Raw genomic sequence first — 20,524 nt, 5'->3', positions numbered from 1 at the left:
GGGCACCGATCACCCGCCTACTGGCTGACCTTGGTGTCCAGCTCGAGGACCTCCTCCTCGTCCACCGTGGTGACCTGCTCCAGGGAGTCGCCCTGCCACTCGTAGACGCCGAAGAGGCTGCCGACCACGCCGGTGTCGGTGTACTCGTAGTTCCCGCTCACGCCGTTGTAGTCGATGTCCTCGCCGTCGCGCAGCGCCTCGATGCCCTCCTCGTAGGTGAACACCTCGGTGCCGCCCTCCGTGACCTCCGGCATGGCCTCGACCCAGTCGCTGGCGCAGACGCTGCCGGCCGCCTCGATGGCCAGCGCCGTCACGTTCAGCAGGTCGTAGTAGCCGTAGGCGTAGGAGTTCGCCGCGTCGGCGTACTCCGTGGCGTCGGAGCCCTCCCACAGCTCCTTCCAGGCGTCCCAGGCCGGGGTGTCCGCGGTGCCGAGGCCGGCGATCCAGACCGCCTCGTGCTGCTCCAGCGCGCTCTGCGTGGCCGACTGCGGGAACGCCTCCTGCAGCCACTCGGTGGAGCCGATGATGGTGAGGGACAGGCCGGCCTCCGCCGCCTGCTTCACCATCGTGCCGCCGTCCTCCGCCTGGCTGAACAGCAGCAGCGCGTCGGGGTCGGCGCCGGCGATCGTGCTGATCGTGCTGCGGTAGTTCGGCTGCTCGGGCTGGACGTCGATGACCTCGACGACCTCGAGGCCGATCTCCTCGGCGGCGGCCTCCGCGGCCTCCTTCTGCAGCTGGCTGCCGGAGATCTGCGTCGCCACGATCGCGATGGTCTCCGCGCCGGCCTCCCGCGCCTGGAGCACGCCGGCGATCGCCTGCGCGGTGTCCATCGCCTGGCCGCGGAAGATGGGCTCCGCCGCGGTGCCGCCGATGTCGGCGGGGATCGACCCGCCGTGCAGCGACGGCATGATCGGCGCGTCGTTCTCGGCGACGTAGTCCTGGGCGAACTCCTGGTACGACGAGTACTCGTGCGCCGGGTTCAGCAGGATGTCGACGTCCTCCTGCTGCAGGAAGTTGCGGGCGACCTGCGCCTCGCCGACCGTGCCGATGTCGTCGTGGGACGCCTCGAGCTCCCGGTCCAGCGGCGGGTTCTCGTTGATGTTGTCGATGACCAGCTCCACGGTGGCCTCGAAGAACGGGCCGACGTCGGAGAAGGGTCCGGTGTAGTAGTTGAGGTGCCCCACGGTGATGGGGCCGTCCCCCTCGGCGCACTCGCCACCGCCACCGCCACCGCCGGCGGCGGCGTCGTCGTCGGAGCCGGCGGAGCCGGAGGCGCATGCCGACGCGAGCAGGATGGACATGCCGACGGTCAGCGCCTTGGCGCCGCGGAATCGTGCAGTGTTCTTCATGATTGCCTCCAGGTGGGGCGGGAACGGGTGTCCGGCTGAGGGGGGAGGGCCGCTACAGGCGGTAGCCCTCCCGGAGCGAGTCGGTGTCGAGATTCGCGGCCTGGTCGATGACGAACACCTCCCCGAGGTTGAGCACCATGGCCCGGTGGGCGATGGCCAGCGTCTTCGAGGCGTTCTGCTCGGCGAGCACGACGCTCAGCCCCTTGTCCCGGTGGATCGTCGAGATCATGGAGAACAGGGCGTCGGCGTACTTGGGTGACAGCCCGGCCGTCGGCTCGTCGAGCAGGATCAGCGACGGGTCCTGCATGAGCGCGCGGCCGACGGCGACCATCTGCCCCTCGCCGCCGCTGAGCGTCCCGGCCTTCTGCCGCATCCGGGCCGACAGGGCCGGGAAGAGGTCGAACAGCTCCTCGAGCCGCTCCTCCTTGGTGCGCGTGCCGATCAGCCCGCCGATCGAGAGGTTCTCGGCCACGGTCAGGTCGGGGAACACGTTCGACTCCTGCGGGACGTAGGCCAGTCCCGCCGCGGCGAGGCGGTGCGGCTGCGACTGGGTGACGTCGCGTCCCCGGAAGGTCAGGGAGCCGCCGGTGATGGGCAGCAGCCGCGCCAGCGTCTTCAGCAGCGTGCTCTTCCCCGCGCCGTTGGCGCCGAGCACGGCGAAGATCTCGTGGTCCAGCGAGAAGCTGATGCCGCGGAGCACGGTGACGTCGCCGTAGCCGCTGCGGAGCCCGGAGACCTCAAGCATGGCTGGCCCCCAGGTACTTCTCCGCCACGGTGGCGTTGCTGCGGACGTCGCTGGGTGTGCCTTGCAGGAGAATCTCCCCCTCCGCCATGAAGTGGACGAATTCGCAGGTCCCCCAGATGAGATCGAGATCGTGCTCGATGATCAGGATCGAGAGGTCCGTCTCCTGGGTCTTCGTCCGCATGAGCTCCATGACCTTGTCCGTCTCCTCCTGCGGCAGCCCCGCCGTCGGTTCGTCCATGAGGAGGAACCGCGGCTTGAGCAGCAGGCAGCGGAGGATGTCCAGGAGCTTCTTCTCGCCGGCCGATCCGGCCCGGCCGTCCGGGTCCTGGAAGGTGAAGATGTCGAGGTACTCGTCGATCTCCTGGTCGGCCCGGCGCAGGAACGCCTTGTCCCGGAGCACCTTGTAGAACTTCTCCTGCTCGGCGCCGGCCAGGGACAGCAGCAGCGACTCGCGGATGGTCAGGCTCTCGAAGTCCTGGATCACCTGGTTGGTCTTGACCACGCCCATCCGCGCGATGGCGTCGGGGCTGTGCTGGGTGAGCAGCACCGTGCCGTCGGGGGAGTGGTACTCGATGCGCCCGCGGTCGGGCGACACCACGTGGGTGATCAGCTTCATCAGCGTGGTCTTGCCGGCCCCGTTGGGTCCGATGAGCCCCTCGATGCCGTGGGCGCCCAGCACCAGGTCGTCGATGTCGACGACCGTCCGCCCGCCGTAGTGCTTGTGCACGTCGTGCAGGTGCAGGGTCTTCGCGCCGGCGGCCGGGCTGCCGGGAGGCCGCGTGGCGGAGGATGCGCCGGTCATGCCTGGACCTTCTTCCGACTCTCGGCGGTGGGGCTGTCCTGGGGCTTCCGTCTGCGCTCGCCGAGCAGGCCCTGGGGGCGGAACAGGATGACCAGGATCAGCGTGAGGCCGAAGAGCATCAGCTGGACGTTGGGGAGCTGCTGCGCGAACTCGCGCGGGACGTCGACGTAGAGCTCGATCACGATGTCGAAGATCCCGACGGTGAGCAGGGTGCCGAGGACGGCGCCGAACACCCGCTTGCGGCCGCCGAGGACCAGGGCGATCCACACCACGAAGGTGAGGTCCGCGGTGAGCAGCCGCGGCACCAGGAACTGGTTCACCGAGGCGTCCAGCCCGCCGATGGCACCCATCGCCGCGCAGGTCACCGTGAAGAACACCAGCTTGTGCCGGAAGGTGGGCTTGCCCAGGCTGCGGCTCAGGGTCTCGTTGTCCTGGATGCTGAACAGCAGCCGCCCGTAGGGCGCGTGCTGGAGGCGGGCGGCGTAGACCAGGAGCGCCGCGGCGATCGCGACGAGCACCAGCAGGAAGAGCAGCTGGCTCGTCGACGTGTCGCCCACGTCGAAGGGCCGGGGAACCGTGCCCAGCCCGACGACGCCCTCGGTCAGCCAGGACTCCGACGTCACGAGGTAGAAGACGATGGTGGAGAACGCCAGGGTGGCGACCAGGACCGCTTCGCTCTCGAGGTTGAGGATCAGCAACCCCAGGAGGAAGGCGACCAGCCCGGTGAGCGCGGTGGCGATCAGCAGCGCCAGGGCGAAGGGGACCTCGTAGTTCACGACGAGGATGCCGGTGGTGTACATCCCGAGTCCGGAGAAGCCCACCACCCCGAAGTTCACGATGCCGGTCCGGCCGAACTGCAGGTGCAGCAGGACGCCGAGGCAGACGATGATCGTCAGCCCCTGGAGCGGGAAGACGAGTGCGTTCACGGGTCAGCTCCTCGCCATCAGGGTCTTGACCGACCGTGCGGCCGCGGCGCGGAACCGCAGCACCGCGATGAACAGCAGCAGCAGGAACACCTGCGCGTAGAGCGGGTCGGAGAGGTTGGTGAGGACGGCGGTGGCGATCCCGGTGGCCGCCCCGGCCACGAGGGCGCCACGGACGCTGCCGATCCCGCCGATGATCGTGACCATGATGATGATCAGGATCAGGTTCCAGCCGAGCGTGTAGTCGACGAACGAGAAGACGCCGATGAAGATGCCGGCCAGCCCGCCGGCGACGCCGGAGACGAACCAGACCAGGACCGAGGTCTTCGTCGGGTCGATCCCGCTGGTGGCCGCCAGGTCGGCGTTGCTGGCCAGCCCGCGGATCTGCTGCCCGTAGGTCGTCTTGTACGTGAGCAGGTAGGCGCCGACGGCGATGAGGACGGCGAGGACCATCGCCCAGATCTGCGCGCTGGTGACACCGGTGCCGAACACCGACAGGTACGACGGGTCGGTGATGTCGAACAGGTAGAGGTCGACCCCGAAGAACAGCCGGACGGCGTGCCGCATGAGGAACGACAGGCCCACCGAGAGCACGATCATCTCGATCTTGCCGACGCCGCGGCGCAGGGCCGGCCGGAAGACGGCCACGTACGTCAGCGCGCTGAGCGCCCCGGCCAGCAGGGCGGCGGGGACGATCGCTGCGTAGAAGTTCAGCCCCAGGATGCTGTTGAACAGGATCGCGAAGTAGGCGCCGGACGTCACGGTCTCGGCGTAGGCCACGTTGATGAACCCGTTGAGGTAGTAGATCAACGTGAAACCGATGGCCGCGAGGACCAGCGGCGCGGCCTCGATGAGGCCGATGATCAAGGTGTCCATGGTCAGCCCACCACCCGCTCGACGTGCCCCTGGCCCGGGGGACGTGGAAGGGATCCGTGCGGTCGCATCGCGCTCCTCGTCGATCGAACATCGGTGTTCGATAATCGATAGGGCGGGACCATAGCGGCCCTGTGAGGGGCGCCACAAGGGCTCCATGTTGCAGAACGGACACGGCGGCCGGCCCGGTCACGGAGGTGGCCACCCGCGGTCTCCCGCAGTGACGCCCGCGGCGATCACCGGTCCGCGGACCGCGCTCTTGACGCTGCGGGAACGCCCTCCTAGGCTGATCATCGATTATCGAAGCTGCACCTGTGGAGGCCGTGCGAACGGTCGTCCGGCGCCCGGTCAGCGGGCTCCTGCGTGGCGCGGGGGTTCGTCCGAGCGCGGCGGCGGGTGTGCCGAGATCATGAGGGTTGGAGCCGGCACCGGCCGTGCTCGTCCCGACCGATCACTGGAGGTGGCCATGTCCGGCCCCGACGCCCTCACGCGCAGCGTCCTCGCCGACCAGGTGAAGGAGCGGCTGCTGGAGGGGATCCTCGACGGCTCCTACCCACCCGACTCGCGGATCGTCGAGACCGCGGTGGCCAAGGAGTTCGGCACCAGCCAGGCCCCCGTCCGCGAGGCACTCCGCGGCCTGGAGGCGCTGGGGCTGATCGCCATCACGCCGTTCCGCGGCGCCCGGGTGCGCCGGCTGGACACCGAGGAGCTGCTGGAGGCCTACGTCGTCCGCTCGACGATCGAGGTGCTCGGCGCCCGCCTGGCCATGGCGAACCTGACCGAGGCGGACGTGAGCGCGCTGCTGGCCATCGGGGAGGACATGCACCGGGCGGCGGACGCCGGCGACGGACGGGCGCTGGCGATCATGGACGCCAGCCTGCACGAGAAGATCATGCAGGTCTCCGGCAACCGCACGCTGCTGCGCGTCTGGCGGTCGCTGGAGCCGCTGTCGCGCACCTACATCACCCTGCTCGGCCCCCACTCCGACCCGCGCTGGACCTGCTCGCTGCACGACCCGATCCTCGAGGCCGTCGGCCGCCGGGACGCCGAGGCCGTCGTGCGCGCGATCGAGACCCACTTCGACGAGGTCCGCGAGCGGCTGGCCGGGCACCTGGCCGAGGTCGCCGAGCAGCAGGTCCACGGCGCGGAGTCGCAGGCCACCGGGACGTCCTGACGCCCGACGAGCCGGCCGCCGGCCGGCAGCGGGCGCTCCTGCCCGGCACACCCCCGACGACGAGGGAGACCAGATGAGGACCATCCAGCACTGGATCGACGGTGCGCGGACCGGAGGCGGTTCGACCCGCGTCGGGCCGGTGTTCGACCCGGCCACGGGCGAGCAGCAGGCGGAGGTCCTCCTGGCCGAGCAGGGCGACGTCGACCGCGCCGTCGCCGCCGCGGCGGCGGCGTTCGAGGAGTGGTCGGAGTCGTCGCTGTCGCGGCGGACCGGGATCCTCTTCGCGTTCCGGGAGATCGTGCGCCGCCGGCGCGACGAGATCGCCGCGGCCATCACCGACGAGCACGGCAAGGTCCTGTCCGACGCCGCCGGGGAGGTGCAGCGCGGCCTGGAGGTCGTCGAGTTCGCCTGCGGCATCCCGCAGCTGCTCAAGGGCGAGTACTCTGACCAGGTCTCCACCGGCGTCGACAGCTTCAGCTTCCGCCAGCCGCTGGGCGTGGTCGCCGGCATCACGCCGTTCAACTTCCCGGCGATGGTGCCCATGTGGATGTTCCCGGTGGCCATCGCCTGCGGGAACACGTTCGTCCTCAAGCCCAGCGAGCGGGACCCCTCCGCGGCGCTGCTCATGGCCGAGATGTGGGCCGAGGCGGGGCTGCCGGCGGGCGTCTTCAACGTCGTCCAGGGCGACAAGGTCGCCGTCGACGCGCTGCTCGACCACCCCGGTGTCGCCGCCGTCTCCTTCGTCGGGTCCACCCCGATCGCGCAGTACGTGCACGAGCGCGGCACCCGCGCGGGCAAGCGGGTCCAGGCGCTGGGCGGGGCCAAGAACCACGCCATCGTGCTGCCCGACGCCGACCTCGAGTTCGCCTCCGACCACCTCGCCGCCGCGGCCTACGGGTCGGCGGGGGAGCGGTGCATGGCGGTCTCGGCCACCATCGCCGTCGGCTCCGTGGGTGACGAGCTGATCGAGGTCCTCGACCGGCGCAGCCGCGCGGTGCGCGTGGGGCCGGGGCGCGAGCCGGGCAGCGACATGGGCCCGATCGTCACCCGGGCCTCCCGGGACCGGATCGTCTCGCTGATCACGGCGGGGGAGGAGGAGGGCGCGAAGGTCGTCGTCGACGGCCGCGACCTGGTCGTCCCCGGGCACGAGAACGGCTTCTTCGTCGGGCCCACCCTCGTCGACCAGGTGCAGCCGGGGATGGCCGTCTACCGCGAGGAGATCTTCGGCCCGGTGCTGTCGGTCCTGCGCGCGGACACCGTCGACGACGCGATCGACCTGATCAACGCCAACCCCTACGGCAACGGGACGGCGATCTTCACCTCGCACGGGGGCGCGGCCCGGAAGTTCGTGCGCGGGGTCCAGGTCGGGATGATCGGCGTGAACGTGCCGGTGCCGGTGCCCATGGCCTACCACTCCTTCGGCGGGTGGAAGAACAGCCTCTTCGGCGAGCACCACGTGCACGGCCCCGACGGCGTGCGCTTCTACACGCGGGCGAAGGTGGTCACCCAGCGCTGGCCCGAGCTCGAGCGGGACGCCTCCTTCGACATGCCCACCGCGCGCTGAGCCGGGACGAGGACCGACGATGACGAACCTGGTGACCGCCGTGGCGACCGGAGCCGCCGCGGGTGCGGCCGACCGCGTGCCGCCGCTGCTGCGCATGACGCAGGAGACCCCGACCCGTCTGTGGAACGACTCGGCGACCCCGGCGGAGCTGTCCGCCGCGATCGGCTGGGGAGCGGTGGGCGCCACCTGCAACCCGGTCATCGCCCTGGCCGCGCTGACGAGCGACCTGCCCCGCTGGCGGCAGCGCATCCGCGGGTACGCCGACGAGCACCCCACCGCCTCGGAGTCCGAGATCGGCTGGGCCATGGTCAAGGAGCTGTCGGTCGAGGCCGCGGACCTGCTGGCCGGCGCCTTCACCGAGCACCGCGGCCGCAACGGCCGGCTGTCGGTGCAGACCGATCCGCGGCTCTACCGGGACGGCGCGGCCCTCGTGGCGCAGGCCGTCGAGTTCGACGCCCTGGCGCCCAACGTGATCGTCAAGATCCCGGCGACCGAGGTCGGCATCGGTGCGATGGAGGAGGCCACCTACCGCGGGGTCAGCATCAACGCGACGGTGTCGTTCACCGTGCCGCAGGCGGTGGCGGTCGCCGAGGCGATCGAGCGCGGCCTGCAGCGCCGCGAGGCGGAGGGCCTGGACGTCGCCGCGATGGGCCCGGTCTGCACGATCATGGTCGGCCGTCTCGACGACTGGCTGAAGACGGTCGCCGCGCGGGACGCCGTCACCGTCGACCCGGGGGTGCTCGAGTGGGCCGGGGTCGCGGCGTTCAAGCGGGCCCACCAGATCTTCACCGAGCGGGGCTTCCGCACCCGGCTGCTGTCGGCCGCCTTCCGCAACCACATGCACTGGAGCCAGCTGGTCGGTGGCGACGTCGTCATCTCCCCGCCGTTCGAGTGGCAGGTCCGGCTCAACGCCAGCGGGATCGAACCGCTCCCGCGCATCGACGAGCCGGTCGCCCCGCAGATCCTGGACACGCTGTACGAGCGGTTCCCCGAGTTCCGGCGGGCCTACGACCCCGACGGCATGACGATCGGGGAGTTCCAGGACTTCGGCGCGACCCGGAAGACGCTGCGCCAGTTCCTGGCCGCCTGCAACGACCTCGAGGGCATCGTCCGCGACGTGCTGCTCCCCGACCCGAAGAAGTAGGCGCCCCCGTCCGGGCGACTGCCGAGTGCGACGAACTGGTGGTCATCAGCCGCTGATGACCACCAGTTCGTCGCACTCGCAGCAGTCGGGGGTCGCCGCCGACCTCGTCCCGCCCGTCGCCGGACGGCGGGTCACGGCATGAGCAGGACGGGCTTGACGACGTCGCCGGTCGCCGTGTCGGCCGCCGCCCGGTCGATGTCGGCCAGCGGATAGGTGGTGATCAGCCGTTCGAAGGGCAGTAGCCCGCGCCGGTGCAGTTCCCAGAGGCGCGGGATGGTGCGGCTCGGCGTGCTGTCGCCCTGGAGCACGCCGCGCACGGTCAGGCCCTTGGTCATGGCCTCGAGCATCGGGATGCCCCCGGTCACGCCGGGCGAGGCGGTGCCGACGTAGGCGCAGGTGCCCAGCGAGTCCAGCGACCGCACCGCCGCCGTCAGGACGTCGGGGACGCCGGTGGTCTCGAACGCGACGTCCACCCCGCGGCCGCCGGTGGCGTCCCGGATCGCCTCGACCGGGTCGACCTCGGTCGGGCTGACCAGGTGGGTGGCCCCGAACTCGGCGGCCAGCGTCAGCCGGGAGGCCCGGCGGTTGACGGCGACGATCGTCGTCGCGCCACACAGCCGGGCCGCCATGATCGCGCACAGCCCGACCGAGCCGGCGCCGAAGACGGCGATGGACGACCCGGGCACCACCCGCAGCACGTCCAGCACGGTGCCCGCGCCCGTCTGCACCCCGCAGGCCAGCGGCCCGGCGATCCGCAGGTCGACGTCGTCGGGGACCTTCACCGCGCTGCGGGCGTAGGCGACCGCGGACGTCCCGAACGACGACTGGCCGAAGAAGTGGTCGCCGACCGGGCGGCCGTGCGCGTCGGTGGTCGCGACCGAGCCGTCCGGCCGGGCGCAGCGGAACTTCAGGGCGGCGATCGAGTCGCAGTACGCCGTGCGGCCGGTCCGGCAGCGGATGCAGGACCCGCAGGACGGGAAGCTCAGCACCACCTTGTCGCCGGGGGCCAGGTCCCGGACGCCGCTGCCGGTCTCCCGCACGATCCCGGCGCCCTCGTGGCCGAGGACGGCCGGCAGGGACTCCGGGCGCGAATCCCGCACGAGCAGGTCCGTGTGGCACATGCCGGCGGCCACGATGTCGACCAGCACCTCGTCGGCCCGGGGCGGGGCGAGCGTGACGGCCTCGACGGAGAACGGGCCACCCGGCTCCCGCGCGACCGCGCAGACGGCCCGGGAGTCGGGGGTCACTGGGTCGCCGTGAGGCCGCCGTCGAGGGTGAGGACCTGCCCGGTCACGAACGACGAGGCGTCGGAGCAGAAGAAGAGCAGTGCGCCGACGAGGTCGTCGGTCTCGGCGATCCGGCGCAGCGGGATGCGGGCGACCAGGTTGTCGTAGAACCCCGGGGCGGCCAGCAGCGTGGCCGCCTGCTCGGTGCGGACGAAGGTCGGCGAGATGGCGTTGACCCGGATACGGTGCTTGGCCCACTCGGTGGCGTGCTGCCGCGTGACGGCGTCCATCGCACCCTTCGCGGCGACGTAGGCGGAGTACCCCGCATCGATGCCGAGCTGTCCGCGGACCGAGCTGATGTTGAGCACCGAGCCGCCGCGGCCCCCGGCGATCATCGCGCGGGCCGCCGCCTGCGACACCAGCAGCGCCGTCGTCAGGTTGAGGTCGAGGATCCGGTCCCACTCCGCCTGCGGGTACTCCTCCGCCGGGTAGAGCGCGGTGCCGGCGCCGCCGCCGATGCCGTTGACCAGGACGTCGACGCGGCCGAAGGCGTCGAGGGTCTGCTGGATCGCGCCGTCGGCGGCCGCCTTGTCCGACATGTCGCCGGTCACCACCAGCGCCTCGCCGCCGACCTTCTCCACCGCCGCGCGGGCCTCGGCGAGCCGCTCCTCGGAGCGGCCGATGATGGCCACCGTGGCGCCGACGGCGGCGAGCGCGGCGCAGGTCCGGACGCCGACCCCGCCGGAGCCGCCGGCCACGACGGCGACCCGGTCGGCGAGGGTGAAGCGCTGCAGTTCCTCGATGCTGGCCTGGTTCATGGCGTGCGGAGACCTCCGGGACGGTGAGTGGGGGAGCGGGATCAGCGGACGGGTGCGCGCTTGGCGGTGAACTTGTCCCAGAGCGAGGCCGCGTTGAGCGACTGGATGTGGTCCATCATGTAGCCCTGTCCCACGTCGACCGGGCCGAACTTGTCGCGGAAGTGGACCCGCTCGATGGTCTCCTCGCGCGACCAGCCCTTGGCCACGGCCTCGGCGACGGCGCTGGTCCACTCCAGGAGCACCGAGCGCTGGGTCGCCAGGTAGGCCGGGGTGGTCACCGGCCCGTGGCCGGGGACCACGGTGTCGACGTCCAGGCCGGCGATCACGTCGAGCGCGCCGACCCACTGGTCGATGTCGGAGGTCATGAGCCACGTCTGGCACTCGGAGAACACGGTGTCACCGGTGAAGACGACCCGCTCCTCGGGGACGTAGACCGCCACCTGGCCGGGGGTGTGGCCGGGCGTGTGGATCAGGTGGAAGGTGGTGCCGCCGACCGTCATGTCGAGGTCGCCGGTGAAGACGAGGTCGCCGGCGTTCGGGTCCTCGTAGTACGTGTCGCGGTCGGGGATCATCCCGGCCGCGCCCGGGTCGTCGGTCGGGATGGCCTCGAGCGCGTAGGCGAACGGATCGAGGTCGGGCGTGACCGTCATGAAGTTGTCGGCGACGCCCTGGTGGTGCACGACGTCGCCGGCGCCCTTGAACCAGTAGTTGCCGAAGATGTGGTCGACGTGGTGCTCGGTGTTGACCACGAAGCGGATGGGCCCGTGCTCCTCGGCCTGCCGGCGCATCTGCACCGCCTTGGTCGGCAGCTGCGGGGTGTCGATCACCACCACGCCCGCCGACGTCACGACGTAGCTGGGATTGCAGCCACGGATCTCGGTGGACGTGAAGACATGGGGCGTCACGCGCTGCACGACGGAACCTCCCTGGAGCGCCGGCGGCCGGGCCGACCCCGGCGCCACGTCCCGGTGCAGCGGGAGCTGCGGCCTGGTCGGCGTTGACCGGTACGGAGTAATAATCGATTCTCGATCCGTTGTGTGTCAACAGCTACCGGGGTGTCGTCGCAGGCGATGTCCGCCGGACGCGCGAGGGCCCGGTGCGCGGGCGATCGATCCGCCGCGCACCGGGCCCTCGTCCGCCCGGACGTGCCGTCCTGGGCCCTGCCGGCGGCTACGGTGCCTCGGCCAGCACCCGGAGCGTCACGGAGCGATCGGCACCGATCTCCGCCTCCAGCCCGGCCAGCCAGGCCGGCTCCCCGGTGTCGGAGCCGGCCACGTCGAGCCCGCAGGCACGCAGGACCGGGGAGTGGGTGACGCCCACGGTGACGGCGGTGTCGTCGGCGCGGTCGGCCAGGCTGGCGGCGAAGGAGCGGATGCGCGCGGCGACCGCGGCCGCGTCGTCGCCGGGGGGATCGGGGTGCCGGACCCACCAGCCGACCCGGTCGGGCGCGGTCAGCCACTCGGCGAAGAACGCCACCTTGGCGACGTCGGCCTCGGTGAAGCCCGGGATCTGCACGGCGAACGCCTCCTCGCTGCTGACCATGTCGACGCGCACGCCGGCGAGGTACAGGTCGGGGTTGCGCAGCGCGAAGGCGACGCCGTCCTCCAGCACCGTGGCGCCGGCCTCCCGGGCGCCCCGCGCCACCGCCGCCGCGGTGTCCCGGGTGCGGCGGGTCTCGCCGCTGATCACGCGGATCGGGCCCTCGGCCCGGCCGGCGAGCCGGTGGCCCACCTCGACGGCCGTCCGCAGGCCCTCGTCGGTGACCGGTACGTCGCCCCGGTGCGAGGTGACCTCGCCGTGGCGGAGCAGGAACAGGCGCTGGGTCATGGGACCTCCGGGGTCGGGGGACGACCGCGCCGGGACGCCACCCGGGAGGGTGGCGTCCCGGCGCGGGACGGGGTGGGACGGTGGGTCAGCCGGCGGTCGTCGCGGTGGCCGCGGGGATGCCGGCCGCCTTCCGCTGCTCCCACTGCGCGGTGAACAGCTGGTAGACCGCGTCGGCGAACGCCGTGTCGTTGATGTTGTTGTCCATCTCGACCAGCTCGATCGAGGGGTCCAGCGTCGCGCGGATGGAGTCCAGCAGCGGCGAGACGTCCACGCCGTGCCACTGGCTGCCCTCCTTGAAGTAGTTGTCCAGCCCGTTCAGCGGCAGCGCGACCGCCTTCGGTCCGGGGGCGGAGTTCACGTGCTCGGCGATGTAGGTCCCGAGCCGCCGCATCTCGTCCGGGGTCGCCAGCAGGGAGGTGATGTTGGGGTTGTGGATGATGATGTTGCGCTCGTCGGTGTCGAACTCGGCCGGGATGGTGTTCCGGGCGCCGAAGTTGAAGCACTCGGCCGCGCCCGGGACGACGACCAGCGGGATCCCGGTGCGGACCGCGGCCTCCATGCGCTCGCAGCCCGGGTCGAAGATGCCCTTGTTCCAGTGGTTGATGATCTCCGGCAGCGTGTAGTCGATCAGGCCGTCGATGGCACCGGTGTCGATCAGGTGCTCCATGCCGGCGCCCTCGCCGACCGCGTGGAAGGTGACGACCTCGAAGCCGTTCTCCTCCAGCTGCTCCCGGATGCGCATGACGCCGGGCGTGGTGACGCCGAACATCGAGATGGCGATGAGCGGCTTGCTGGTCTCCGCCTGCGCCTTGGTGGCCTCGTACCCGCGCGCCATGCCGGCGGCCGCGTGCGCGGCGTTGCTCAGCACCTGCTTGGAGATCCGGTTCAGCCCGGCGATGTCGGTGACGGCGTTCATCATCATCATGTCCGAGTGGCCGACGTAGGGCCGGGTGTTGTTGGACGCCATGGTGCTCACGATGAGCTTCGGCACCCCGATGCCGAGGTTCTGCAGGGCGCCCCCGAGGAGGTCGGTGCCACCGGTGCCGCCGAGGCCGAGGACCGCGTCGATCCGCCCCTCGGCGCAGAGGTCGGCGATCACCGCGCGCAGGCCCTCGCTCATCTTGGTGATCGCCGCGCTGCGGCCACCGGCTCCGCCCTCGACGCCCGCGGCGAACTCGGCCAGGTCCACGCCGGCCCGGGCAGCCACCTCGGCGGACGCGATGTCCGGCGGGAAGTAGGGCTCGCCGAGGACACCGCAGTCGACGACGAGGACGTCGACGTCGCTGGCGAGCAGTTCGTCGCGCACGTAGGCGTACTCGGTCCCCTTGGTGTCCAGGGTGCCGGCGAGACAGACGACGGGCTTGCGGGACATGGCCACTCCTTTGTGACGGGTGCAGGTCGGTGGTGCGGTCGGCGGCGGCCCGTGGGCTCCGCCGTCCTCGCCCTCGCAGGCGACGGGGTCAGCTGTCGGCGCCCTGGAGCGCCGTCCACACCCGCTCGGGGGTGAGCGGGAGATCGCGGATCACGACGCCGGTGGCGTCGGCCACCGCGGCGCCGAGCGCGCCGGCGGTGCACAGCAGGGCGCCCTCGCTGATGCCCTTCGAGCCGTACGGCCCGGGGCCGTCGTGGTTCTCCACGGCCTCGCTGACCAGCTCCAGCGGGACGTCCTTGAAGGTGGGGATCCGGTAGTCGAGGGCGCCCAGGTTGCGGATCCGGCCGTGGTCGTCGAGCAGCAGCTGCTCCATCTGGCTGTGGCCGAGGCCCATGATCGCCGCGCCCTCGTCCTGGGAGACGACCTGCAGCGGGTTGAGCTCGGTGCCGACGTCGCTGACCGTCACGTGCCGGGTGAGCAGCAGCTCGCCGGTCTCCCGGTCGACCTCGACCTCGATGGCCGTTGCGTTGAACTCGTAGAAGGCCGCGTCACCGCCGAGCGGGTGCGCGCCCTTGCCACGCAGCCGCCGCGTGCCCTGCCCGATGAACTCCCCGCGCAGCGAGCCGAGCGCCTGGCGGGCGGCCTCCGGCAGGCTCAGCTCCCCGTCGGGGGTGATCAGCAGGCCGGGACGGACGTCGAGCTGCTCCGCCGGCACGCCCGTCGACTCGGCGTACAGCTCGAGCACCCGCCGCCGCACGTCGTGGCAGGCCTCCAGCACGGCCGAGCCCATGAACACCGTCGACCGGCTCGCCGAGGTCTGCAGGTCGAACGGCACCGTCCCGGTGTCGCCGCTGACCACCGTGACCCGGTCCAGCTCGGCCCCGAGCTCGTCGGCGACGATCTGCTGCCAGAGCGTCCGTGCCCCCTGCCCCATGTCGGAGGTGCCGGCGTAGACGATCGCGCTGCCGTCGCACAGCAGGCGGACCAGGCTCTGCGACAGGCCCGAGGTGGCACCGGGCTTGATGCCCACCGCGATGCCCCGGCCGCGGTTCGGCGGCAGCGGCGTCCCCCAGCCGATCAGCTCGGCGGCCTTCTCCAGGCTCTGGTGCCAGTCGCCGTCGGCGTGCGCGGCGGACTCCCCGCGCACGAAGGCCTCGCCCTGGGCGACCAGGTTCCGGCGGCGGATCTCCAGACCGTCGAGGCCCAGCTCCCGGGCGCCGGCGTCGAGCTGGGACTCCATCGCCCACGACACCTGGGGGCTGCCGAAGCCGCGGAAGGCGGTGCTCGGCGTGGTGTTGGTCATGACGGCGCGGGCGTCGATCCGCACCCCCGGGATGCGGTAGGGCCCGGCCGCGACGTAGCTGCCCTTGCCCATGACCCGCGGCGCGACGTCGGCGTAGGCGCCGATCTGGAAGTCGGCCTCGACCCGGTGGAAGGTGAGCTCGCCGTCGGAGGTGAATCCGGTGCGCGCCCGCATCCGGCAGCCGGCCCGCCGCATGCTCTGGAAGGTCTCCTCGAGGGACAGCACGATCCGGCAGACCCGCCGGGTGCGCAGGGCGAGGAAGGCGATCAGCGGCTCGAGCTTCGGGTTCTGCTTGCCGCCGAAGCCGCCACCGGGGTCGGGCGCGAACACCCGCACCTGGTTCAGCGGCAGGCCGAAGACCGAGGAGATGGTGCGCTGCAGCAGGTAGGGGTGCTGCACGGGGGAGTAGACGTCCAGCCCGCCGGAGTCGGTCGGGACGGCGACGGTGCCGCCCGGCTCGATCGGGAAGTGGGTGACCATCGGGAAGGTGTAGGTGTTCTCGACGACGACGTCCGCGCGCGCCTCCTCCGCCTCGATGTCTCCCCAGGCGTAGTGCGCGTCCTCCAGCACGTTGGTGTCGATGAGGGCGTGCTCCGGCCGGATCGAGGGATCCTGCACGAGGTGCGCGCCCGGGGCGAGGGCGGCGTCGAGGGAGTAGACGCCCGGGAGCTCCCGGTAGTCCACGACCACCGCGCGCGCGGCGGCCTGGGCCGCGTCGAGGGTCTCGGCGACCACCGCGGCCACCGGTTCGCCGTGGTAGTTGACCCGGCCGTCGGCGAGCACCGGGCGGTCGGTGTGGGAGACCCCGAACCGCGGCACGGGCGAGGGCAGCTCCGCGGCCGTCACCACGTCCACCACCCCGGGGACGGCGCGGGCCGCCGCGGTGTCGATCCCCAGCACGTCGGCGCACCCGACCGGGACCGTCACCAGGGCGACCTGCAGCGCGCCGGGGAAGCGCAGGTCGGCGACGAACTGCTGGGCGCCCGACGTCCGGTCACCGCCGCCGTACCGGAGCACCGGCCGGCCGACCTGGCCACCCGGGTAGAGGTCGGCGGGCTCGCCGAGCGCGTCGCGCTGCGCGATGGCTCGTTCGGGGGCCGTGGTCACTGCGCCGCCCCCCTCCGGACGGCGGTGGCCTGCACCGCGCGCACGATCCGCTGGTAGCCGGCGCAGCGGCACAGGTTGCCCGACAGGGCCTCGCGGATCTCCGCCTCGTCGGGGGAGGGGTTGGTCCGCAGCAGGTACTCGGCGGACACCACCTGCCCCGGGATGCAGAAGCCGCACTGCACGGCCCCGGCGTTCAGGAACTCCTCCTGCAGGTCGGTGAGGCCGTCGGCGGACAGCCCCTCGACGGTGGTCACCTCGTGGCCCTCGGCCTCGACGCACAGCACCAGGCAGGAGTTCACCGCCTTGCCGTCGAGCAGCACGGTGCACGCGCCGCACTCGCCCTCCGCGCAGCAGCTCTTGGTGCCGGGCAGCCCGACCTCCTCGCGCAGCCCGTCGAGCAACGTCCGGTGCGCCGGCACCGCGACCGTCCGCCGGGTGCCGTTGACGCTGAGCCGGACCGTCTGCAGCCCGTCGTCGACGACGGGGTCGTCGTTGGTCATGACGCCATCTCCCTCGGGTTGCGTCGGGACGCGGCGGTGCGGACCGCGCGCGTGGTGAGCACGCGGAGCGTGGCGAGCCGGTACTCGCGGCTGCCCCGGACGTCGGAGATCGGGGTGGCGGCCGCCAGCAGCCGGTCCAGCGCCGGCGCGAGCGATGCCTCGTCGTCCAGGTCGACCGGGCCGGGCACCTCGGCGCGCAGGGGCCGGGGGCCCACGGCGCCCATCCCGAGCACGAGGGCGCCGTCCGGGCCGACGCCGGCCGCGACGCTGACGGTCGCGAGGTCCACCCCGCGCCGCCTGGTCAGCCGCCGGAAGGCCGCCCCCGACCCCGGCGCGGGCCGTGGCAGCTCGATCCGGGTCACCAGCTCGCCGGGCCCGCACAGCGTGCGCCGGGGGCCGAGGAAGAAGTCGTCCAGGGCCGCGGTGCGGTCCCCGTCCAGCGACGCGATGGTGACCCGGGCCCCGTGCACGAGGAGCGGGGGAGCGGTGTCGGCCGCGGGCGAGGCGTTGCACGAGTTGGCGACCAGGCTGGCCCGGTTGCGGATCGCGACGGATCCGACGGTGAGCGCTGCCTCCACCAGGGCCGGGTACCACTCGCGCACCACCGGGTGCTCGACCAGCTCGCCGAGCGTGCAGGTGGCGCCGAACCGCATGCCCTCGTCGTCGACGGCGATCGGCTCGGGCAGGTCGGTGACCGCCTTGAGGTCGACGAGCAGGTCCGGCTCGAGGGTGTGGTGCCGCAGCCCCACGAGCAGGTCGGTGCCCCCGACGAGGGGCCGCGCGCCCGCACCGCCCTCGGCCAGCGCGGCGAGCGCGTCGGCCCGGGTGGTCGGCCGGTAGTACTTCGGCATCGTCGCCGTCCTTCCGCGGTGGGCCGGTCAGGGGTGGACGATGATCTTCATCGCCCCGCTGGAGCGGTCGTTGAAGGTGGCGAGCGCCTTGTCGTACTCGGCCAGCGGGAAGCGGTGGGTGATCAGCTCGGAGACGCGGACCCGCCCGTCGGCGACGAACGGGATCACCCGGCGCATCTCGCCGGCGGAGGCGCGGGAACCGACCAGCTCCAGCTCGTCGAGGACGAGCGGCTGGATGCTCAGGGCGACGTCCTCGGTGGGGATGCCCACCATCGCGCAGCGCCCGCCCCGCCGCAGCATCGCCATCGCCCAGGTCAGGGTGTCGGGCACCCCCGCGCACTCCAGGACGACGTCCGCGCCGAGCCCGCCGGTGCGCCCGCGGACCTCGGCCACCGGGTCGCCGGCGGTGGTGTCGACGGTCTCGAAGCCGAGGGCCGCCGCCTTCTCCAGGCGGTAGCCCCGGCCGACGACGACGACCCGGGCCGCGCCGCAGATGAGGGCGCTGTCGGCGGCCAGCAGGCCGATGGCCCCGGCGCCGGTCACCACGACGGTGTCGCCGGGCTGGATGTTGCCGCGCCGGGCCACGTGGAGGGCGATGCTGGCCGGGTCGATCACCGCGCCCTCGTCGTAGGAGATCGAGTCGGGCAGCTTGAAGATCGTCTTCACGTCGTGGACGACGTAGGTGGCGTCGCAGCCCTGGACGTTGTGCCCGTACTGGGCGTGCAGGCCGGGCTTGCCGTAGTTCTCGCAGAGGTTGTAGCGCCCTTCCACGCACTTCTGGCACGCCCCGCAGGCGTTGTGGCTGGTCCCGGCGACGCGGTCGCCGACCTGCCAGCCGAAGGCCTCGGCGCCGGGGCCCAGCGCGACGATGTCGCCGGCCCACTCGTGCCCCGGGGTGAACGGGAAGGCCGGCGGCCAGAAACCGGGGTAGTCGCCGCGGATCAGGTGCGCGTCGGTGCCGCAGATGGCGGTGGACCGCACCCGGGCGAGCACCTCGTGCGGGCCGGGCTCGGGGACGGGCTTCTCCTGGATCTCCAGGACGTCGGGCTCCAGGACCACCAGCGCTTGCATCGTCTCCGTCATTCGTATCTCCAGGTGGTTCGCGGGGTGGGCCCGGCGGTGGGTCCTGCACGCCCAGGGCGTCAGGTGCATCACCGATTATCGAAACTAGGGGTCGATGCCCATGGCCGTCAAGGTCTCTCGATAATCGACAGCGGACCGGTGTCCGCCGTTCCCGCCGGGGAGCGGGGAGGGGGCGGGTCAGGCCCCGGGGGAGCTCTCCTGGACCTCGGCCGGGTCGCCGAGCGCGGCCGGGAAGTGGGTCTGCAGGAGCTCGCTGACCGACAGCTGGTGAGCGCGCGCCGCCTCCGCCGCGCGCTCGGCGTCCCGGGCCCGCAGTGCCGCCAGGATCGGGCGGTGCTGCTCCACGATCTCCCGGACGTCGACGTCCGGGAGGGTCAGCGTGATGAAGGTCCGGGCGAACGGGGCGAGCTGCTCGAAGGCCCGCTCCAGGGCGTGGTTCTCCGAGGCCTCGGCGATGAGGTGGTGGAACCGGACGTCGGCCTCGGTCACGCCGGAGAAGTCGCCCGCGTCCAGCCGCGCGACCATGTCCCCGACGAGCCCCTCGAGGGCGTCCAGCCGGGTGTCGGAGATGCGTCCGGCCGCCAGCCGGGCGGCCAGGGCGTCGATCTCCGCGCGGACCAGGCTGACGTCGGCCAGCTCCTTGGCGCTCGGCAGCCGCACCCGGGCGCCGCGGCGGGGGTGGATCGTGACGATGCCGACGGCGGCGAGCTCGCGGAGCCCCTCGCGCACGGGGGACTGGCTGAGGCCGAGCTCCTTGGCGAGCTTGAACTCCACGATCCGCTCGCCCGGCTGGTAGTGCCCCTGGACGATCCGGTCCAGGACGAGGCGCTTCACCGTCGCCGACAGCAGCTCGCCGCCGATCTCGGGGCTGAGCTGGCCGTCGCTCATGGCAGGTCCTTTCCGGCGGTCATCAGGGCCTGGCGTCGCGCAGGTCGAGGCGGCGTCGTGCCTCCTCCGGGGTGGCGACGTCGCGGTGCAGCAGGCGGGCCAGGGCGGTGATCCGCTCGACCTGCGCCGCGTTGGACTCCGCGAGTCTGCCCGGTCCGTCCCACAGCGAGTCCTCCAGGCCCACCCGCGCGTTGCCGCCGAGGGACAGCGCGATGACGCCGAGCCGCATCTGCGAGGAGCCGGCGCCCAGCACCGACCACTCGAAGTCGTCGCCGAAGAGGCGCTGCGCCGTCCGCCGCATGTGTGCGAGGTCCTCGAAGTCGGCCCCCGTGCCGCCCAGGAGACCGAAGACGGTCTGGACGAACAGCGGCGGGCGCACCAGGCCCCGGTCGAGCATGTTGGCCAGGTTGTAGAGGTGGGAGGTGTCGTAGCACTCGAACTCGAAGCGGGTGCCCTGGTCACCGCAGAGCTTGAGGATCCGCTCGATGTCGGCGTAGGTGTTCTTGAAGACGACGTCCTTGTCCGCCAGGCGCTCCCGCTCCCACTCGTGCTGGAAGCTCGGGTAGCGGTCGAGCATCGGGAACAGGCCGAAGTTCATCGAGCCCATGTTCAGCGAGGCGAGCTCGGGGGCAAGCGCCACGGCCGGGGCGATCCGCTCGTCCACCGACATGTGCGGGCTGCCGCCGGTGGTGAGGTTGATGACCACGTCGGAGCCGTCCTGGACGATCGCCAGGACGTCCTTGAACAGGGCCGGGTCCTGCACCGGGTGGCCGTCCTGGGGATCGCGCACGTGCAGGTGCACGATCGCCGCGCCGGCGGCCGCCGCACCCAGCGCCGCCTGCGCGATCTGCTCCGGCGTCACCGGCAGCGCCGGGGACATCGTCGGCGTGTGGATCGCGCCCGTCGGGGCGCAGGTGATGATCGCCGACGTCGCTCGCGTGGCCATGGAGCCTCCCCTGGATGGTTCTCTCGATT

19 protein-coding genes are annotated in these 20,524 nt (G+C 72.2%); 3 read left to right on the top strand and 16 right to left on the bottom strand.

Annotated features, from left to right (window positions below):
* Positions 1-17 precede the first annotated feature (17 nt).
* Genes BM142_RS07390 through BM142_RS07370 form a run of 5 tightly spaced genes read right to left on the bottom strand, consistent with a single transcriptional unit; the run spans position 18 to position 4,695 of the window.
* Positions 18-1,349 carry an ABC transporter substrate-binding protein gene (locus tag BM142_RS07390; RefSeq protein ID WP_092196130.1) on the bottom strand — a complete coding sequence of 444 codons (1,332 nt, stop codon included), beginning with the start codon at positions 1,347-1,349 and terminating at the stop codon, positions 18-20.
* A 52-nt stretch (positions 1,350-1,401) separates the two neighbouring features.
* Positions 1,402-2,094, bottom strand: coding sequence for an ABC transporter ATP-binding protein (locus BM142_RS07385; RefSeq protein WP_092196129.1), 693 nt, complete (start codon positions 2,092-2,094; stop codon positions 1,402-1,404).
* Positions 2,087-2,896 (bottom strand): ATP-binding cassette domain-containing protein, encoded by an 810-nt coding sequence (locus BM142_RS07380; RefSeq protein WP_092196128.1) that lies wholly within the window; start codon positions 2,894-2,896, stop codon positions 2,087-2,089. The genes BM142_RS07385 and BM142_RS07380 overlap by 8 nt, the downstream gene beginning before the upstream one ends.
* The gene (locus tag BM142_RS07375; protein WP_092196127.1) at positions 2,893-3,822 is read right to left on the bottom strand and encodes a branched-chain amino acid ABC transporter permease; all 930 of its coding nucleotides are present in this window, start codon (positions 3,820-3,822) and stop codon (positions 2,893-2,895) included. Before BM142_RS07375 ends, BM142_RS07380 begins: the two co-directional genes overlap by 4 nt.
* A gap of 3 nt (positions 3,823-3,825) precedes the next feature.
* Positions 3,826-4,695, bottom strand: a complete 870-nt coding sequence (locus BM142_RS07370) for a branched-chain amino acid ABC transporter permease (RefSeq protein WP_175527148.1) — start codon at positions 4,693-4,695, stop codon at positions 3,826-3,828.
* A gap of 463 nt (positions 4,696-5,158) precedes the next feature.
* On the opposite strand from BM142_RS07370, the gene BM142_RS07365 reads away from it, so the two are divergent.
* The 3 genes from BM142_RS07365 to BM142_RS07355 all read left to right on the top strand — a co-directional run bounded on the left by BM142_RS07365 (position 5,159) and on the right by BM142_RS07355 (position 8,574).
* A complete protein-coding gene (locus BM142_RS07365) occupies positions 5,159-5,866 on the top strand; it encodes a GntR family transcriptional regulator (protein WP_092196125.1) in 708 nt (235 codons plus the stop codon).
* A 73-nt stretch (positions 5,867-5,939) separates the two neighbouring features.
* Positions 5,940-7,430 (top strand): CoA-acylating methylmalonate-semialdehyde dehydrogenase, encoded by a 1,491-nt coding sequence (locus tag BM142_RS07360; RefSeq protein ID WP_092196124.1) that lies wholly within the window; start codon positions 5,940-5,942, stop codon positions 7,428-7,430.
* Between the two features lie 19 nt (positions 7,431-7,449).
* A complete protein-coding gene (locus BM142_RS07355) occupies positions 7,450-8,574 on the top strand; it encodes a transaldolase family protein (RefSeq protein ID WP_092196123.1) in 1,125 nt (374 codons plus the stop codon).
* Between the two features lie 131 nt (positions 8,575-8,705).
* Here BM142_RS07355 and BM142_RS07350 read toward each other — a convergent pair whose 3' ends face one another.
* From BM142_RS07350 to kce, 11 genes are all read right to left on the bottom strand, one after another.
* Positions 8,706-9,821 carry an NAD(P)-dependent alcohol dehydrogenase gene (locus BM142_RS07350; protein WP_092196122.1) on the bottom strand — a complete coding sequence of 372 codons (1,116 nt, stop codon included), beginning with the start codon at positions 9,819-9,821 and terminating at the stop codon, positions 8,706-8,708.
* Entirely contained in the window at positions 9,818-10,618 is an 801-nt protein-coding gene (locus BM142_RS07345) for an SDR family NAD(P)-dependent oxidoreductase (RefSeq protein ID WP_092196121.1), read from the bottom strand. Before BM142_RS07345 ends, BM142_RS07350 begins: the two co-directional genes overlap by 4 nt.
* A gap of 41 nt (positions 10,619-10,659) precedes the next feature.
* Positions 10,660-11,532, bottom strand: a complete 873-nt coding sequence (locus tag BM142_RS07340) for an MBL fold metallo-hydrolase (protein WP_092196120.1) — start codon at positions 11,530-11,532, stop codon at positions 10,660-10,662.
* 256 nt (positions 11,533-11,788) lie between these two features.
* Complete coding sequence (locus BM142_RS07335) at positions 11,789-12,445, bottom strand: histidine phosphatase family protein (RefSeq protein ID WP_092196119.1); 657 nt, start codon at positions 12,443-12,445, stop codon at positions 11,789-11,791.
* Between the two features lie 85 nt (positions 12,446-12,530).
* Positions 12,531-13,817, bottom strand: coding sequence for a Tm-1-like ATP-binding domain-containing protein (locus BM142_RS07330; RefSeq protein ID WP_092196118.1), 1,287 nt, complete (start codon positions 13,815-13,817; stop codon positions 12,531-12,533).
* An 88-nt stretch (positions 13,818-13,905) separates the two neighbouring features.
* Positions 13,906-16,227, bottom strand: a complete 2,322-nt coding sequence (locus tag BM142_RS07325) for a xanthine dehydrogenase family protein molybdopterin-binding subunit (RefSeq protein ID WP_092196117.1) — start codon at positions 16,225-16,227, stop codon at positions 13,906-13,908.
* Positions 16,224-16,727, bottom strand: a complete 504-nt coding sequence (locus tag BM142_RS07320) for a (2Fe-2S)-binding protein (RefSeq protein WP_092196116.1) — start codon at positions 16,725-16,727, stop codon at positions 16,224-16,226. Before BM142_RS07320 ends, BM142_RS07325 begins: the two co-directional genes overlap by 4 nt.
* The gene (locus tag BM142_RS07315) at positions 16,724-17,578 is read right to left on the bottom strand and encodes an FAD binding domain-containing protein (RefSeq protein WP_092196115.1); all 855 of its coding nucleotides are present in this window, start codon (positions 17,576-17,578) and stop codon (positions 16,724-16,726) included. The genes BM142_RS07320 and BM142_RS07315 overlap by 4 nt, the downstream gene beginning before the upstream one ends.
* A 27-nt stretch (positions 17,579-17,605) precedes the next feature.
* Complete coding sequence (locus BM142_RS07310) at positions 17,606-18,661, bottom strand: zinc-dependent alcohol dehydrogenase (RefSeq protein WP_092196114.1); 1,056 nt, start codon at positions 18,659-18,661, stop codon at positions 17,606-17,608.
* A gap of 177 nt (positions 18,662-18,838) precedes the next feature.
* Positions 18,839-19,549: a GntR family transcriptional regulator gene (locus BM142_RS07305; RefSeq protein ID WP_092196113.1), complete on the bottom strand. Its 711-nt coding sequence runs from the start codon at positions 19,547-19,549 to the stop codon at positions 18,839-18,841.
* Positions 19,550-19,571: 22 nt separating this feature from the next.
* Positions 19,572-20,495 carry a 3,5-dioxohexanoate:acetyl-CoA acetone transferase gene (kce, locus tag BM142_RS07300; RefSeq protein ID WP_092196112.1) on the bottom strand — a complete coding sequence of 308 codons (924 nt, stop codon included), beginning with the start codon at positions 20,493-20,495 and terminating at the stop codon, positions 19,572-19,574.
* Between the last annotated feature and the right edge of the window lie 29 nt (positions 20,496-20,524).

The organism is Blastococcus tunisiensis (assembly GCF_900112815.1).
GTDB classification, from domain to species: Bacteria; Actinomycetota; Actinomycetes; order Mycobacteriales; family Geodermatophilaceae; genus Blastococcus_B; species Blastococcus_B tunisiensis.
Note: the sequence above shows the minus strand (reverse complement) of the source record. Positions and strands in the feature narration are given on the sequence as shown.

What these genes read in the sequence shown, in the direction of transcription:
- BM142_RS07390 (WP_092196130.1), bottom strand. Translation starts at nt 1,349, where the DNA reads ATGAAGAACACTGCACGATTCCGCGGCGCCAAGGCGCTGACCGTCGGC.
- BM142_RS07385 (WP_092196129.1), bottom strand. Translation starts at nt 2,094, where the DNA reads ATGCTTGAGGTCTCCGGGCTCCGCAGCGGCTACGGCGACGTCACCGTG.
- BM142_RS07380 (WP_092196128.1), bottom strand. Translation starts at nt 2,896, where the DNA reads ATGACCGGCGCATCCTCCGCCACGCGGCCTCCCGGCAGCCCGGCCGCC.
- BM142_RS07370 (WP_175527148.1), bottom strand. Translation starts at nt 4,695, where the DNA reads ATGGACACCTTGATCATCGGCCTCATCGAGGCCGCGCCGCTGGTCCTC.
- BM142_RS07365 (WP_092196125.1), top strand. Translation starts at nt 5,159, where the DNA reads ATGTCCGGCCCCGACGCCCTCACGCGCAGCGTCCTCGCCGACCAGGTG.
- BM142_RS07360 (WP_092196124.1), top strand. Translation starts at nt 5,940, where the DNA reads ATGAGGACCATCCAGCACTGGATCGACGGTGCGCGGACCGGAGGCGGT.
- BM142_RS07355 (WP_092196123.1), top strand. Translation starts at nt 7,450, where the DNA reads ATGACGAACCTGGTGACCGCCGTGGCGACCGGAGCCGCCGCGGGTGCG.
- BM142_RS07345 (WP_092196121.1), bottom strand. Translation starts at nt 10,618, where the DNA reads ATGAACCAGGCCAGCATCGAGGAACTGCAGCGCTTCACCCTCGCCGAC.
- BM142_RS07335 (WP_092196119.1), bottom strand. Translation starts at nt 12,445, where the DNA reads ATGACCCAGCGCCTGTTCCTGCTCCGCCACGGCGAGGTCACCTCGCAC.
- BM142_RS07330 (WP_092196118.1), bottom strand. Translation starts at nt 13,817, where the DNA reads ATGTCCCGCAAGCCCGTCGTCTGTCTCGCCGGCACCCTGGACACCAAG.
- BM142_RS07320 (WP_092196116.1), bottom strand. Translation starts at nt 16,727, where the DNA reads ATGACCAACGACGACCCCGTCGTCGACGACGGGCTGCAGACGGTCCGG.
- BM142_RS07315 (WP_092196115.1), bottom strand. Translation starts at nt 17,578, where the DNA reads ATGCCGAAGTACTACCGGCCGACCACCCGGGCCGACGCGCTCGCCGCG.
- BM142_RS07310 (WP_092196114.1), bottom strand. Translation starts at nt 18,661, where the DNA reads ATGACGGAGACGATGCAAGCGCTGGTGGTCCTGGAGCCCGACGTCCTG.
- BM142_RS07305 (WP_092196113.1), bottom strand. Translation starts at nt 19,549, where the DNA reads ATGAGCGACGGCCAGCTCAGCCCCGAGATCGGCGGCGAGCTGCTGTCG.
- kce (WP_092196112.1), bottom strand. Translation starts at nt 20,495, where the DNA reads ATGGCCACGCGAGCGACGTCGGCGATCATCACCTGCGCCCCGACGGGC.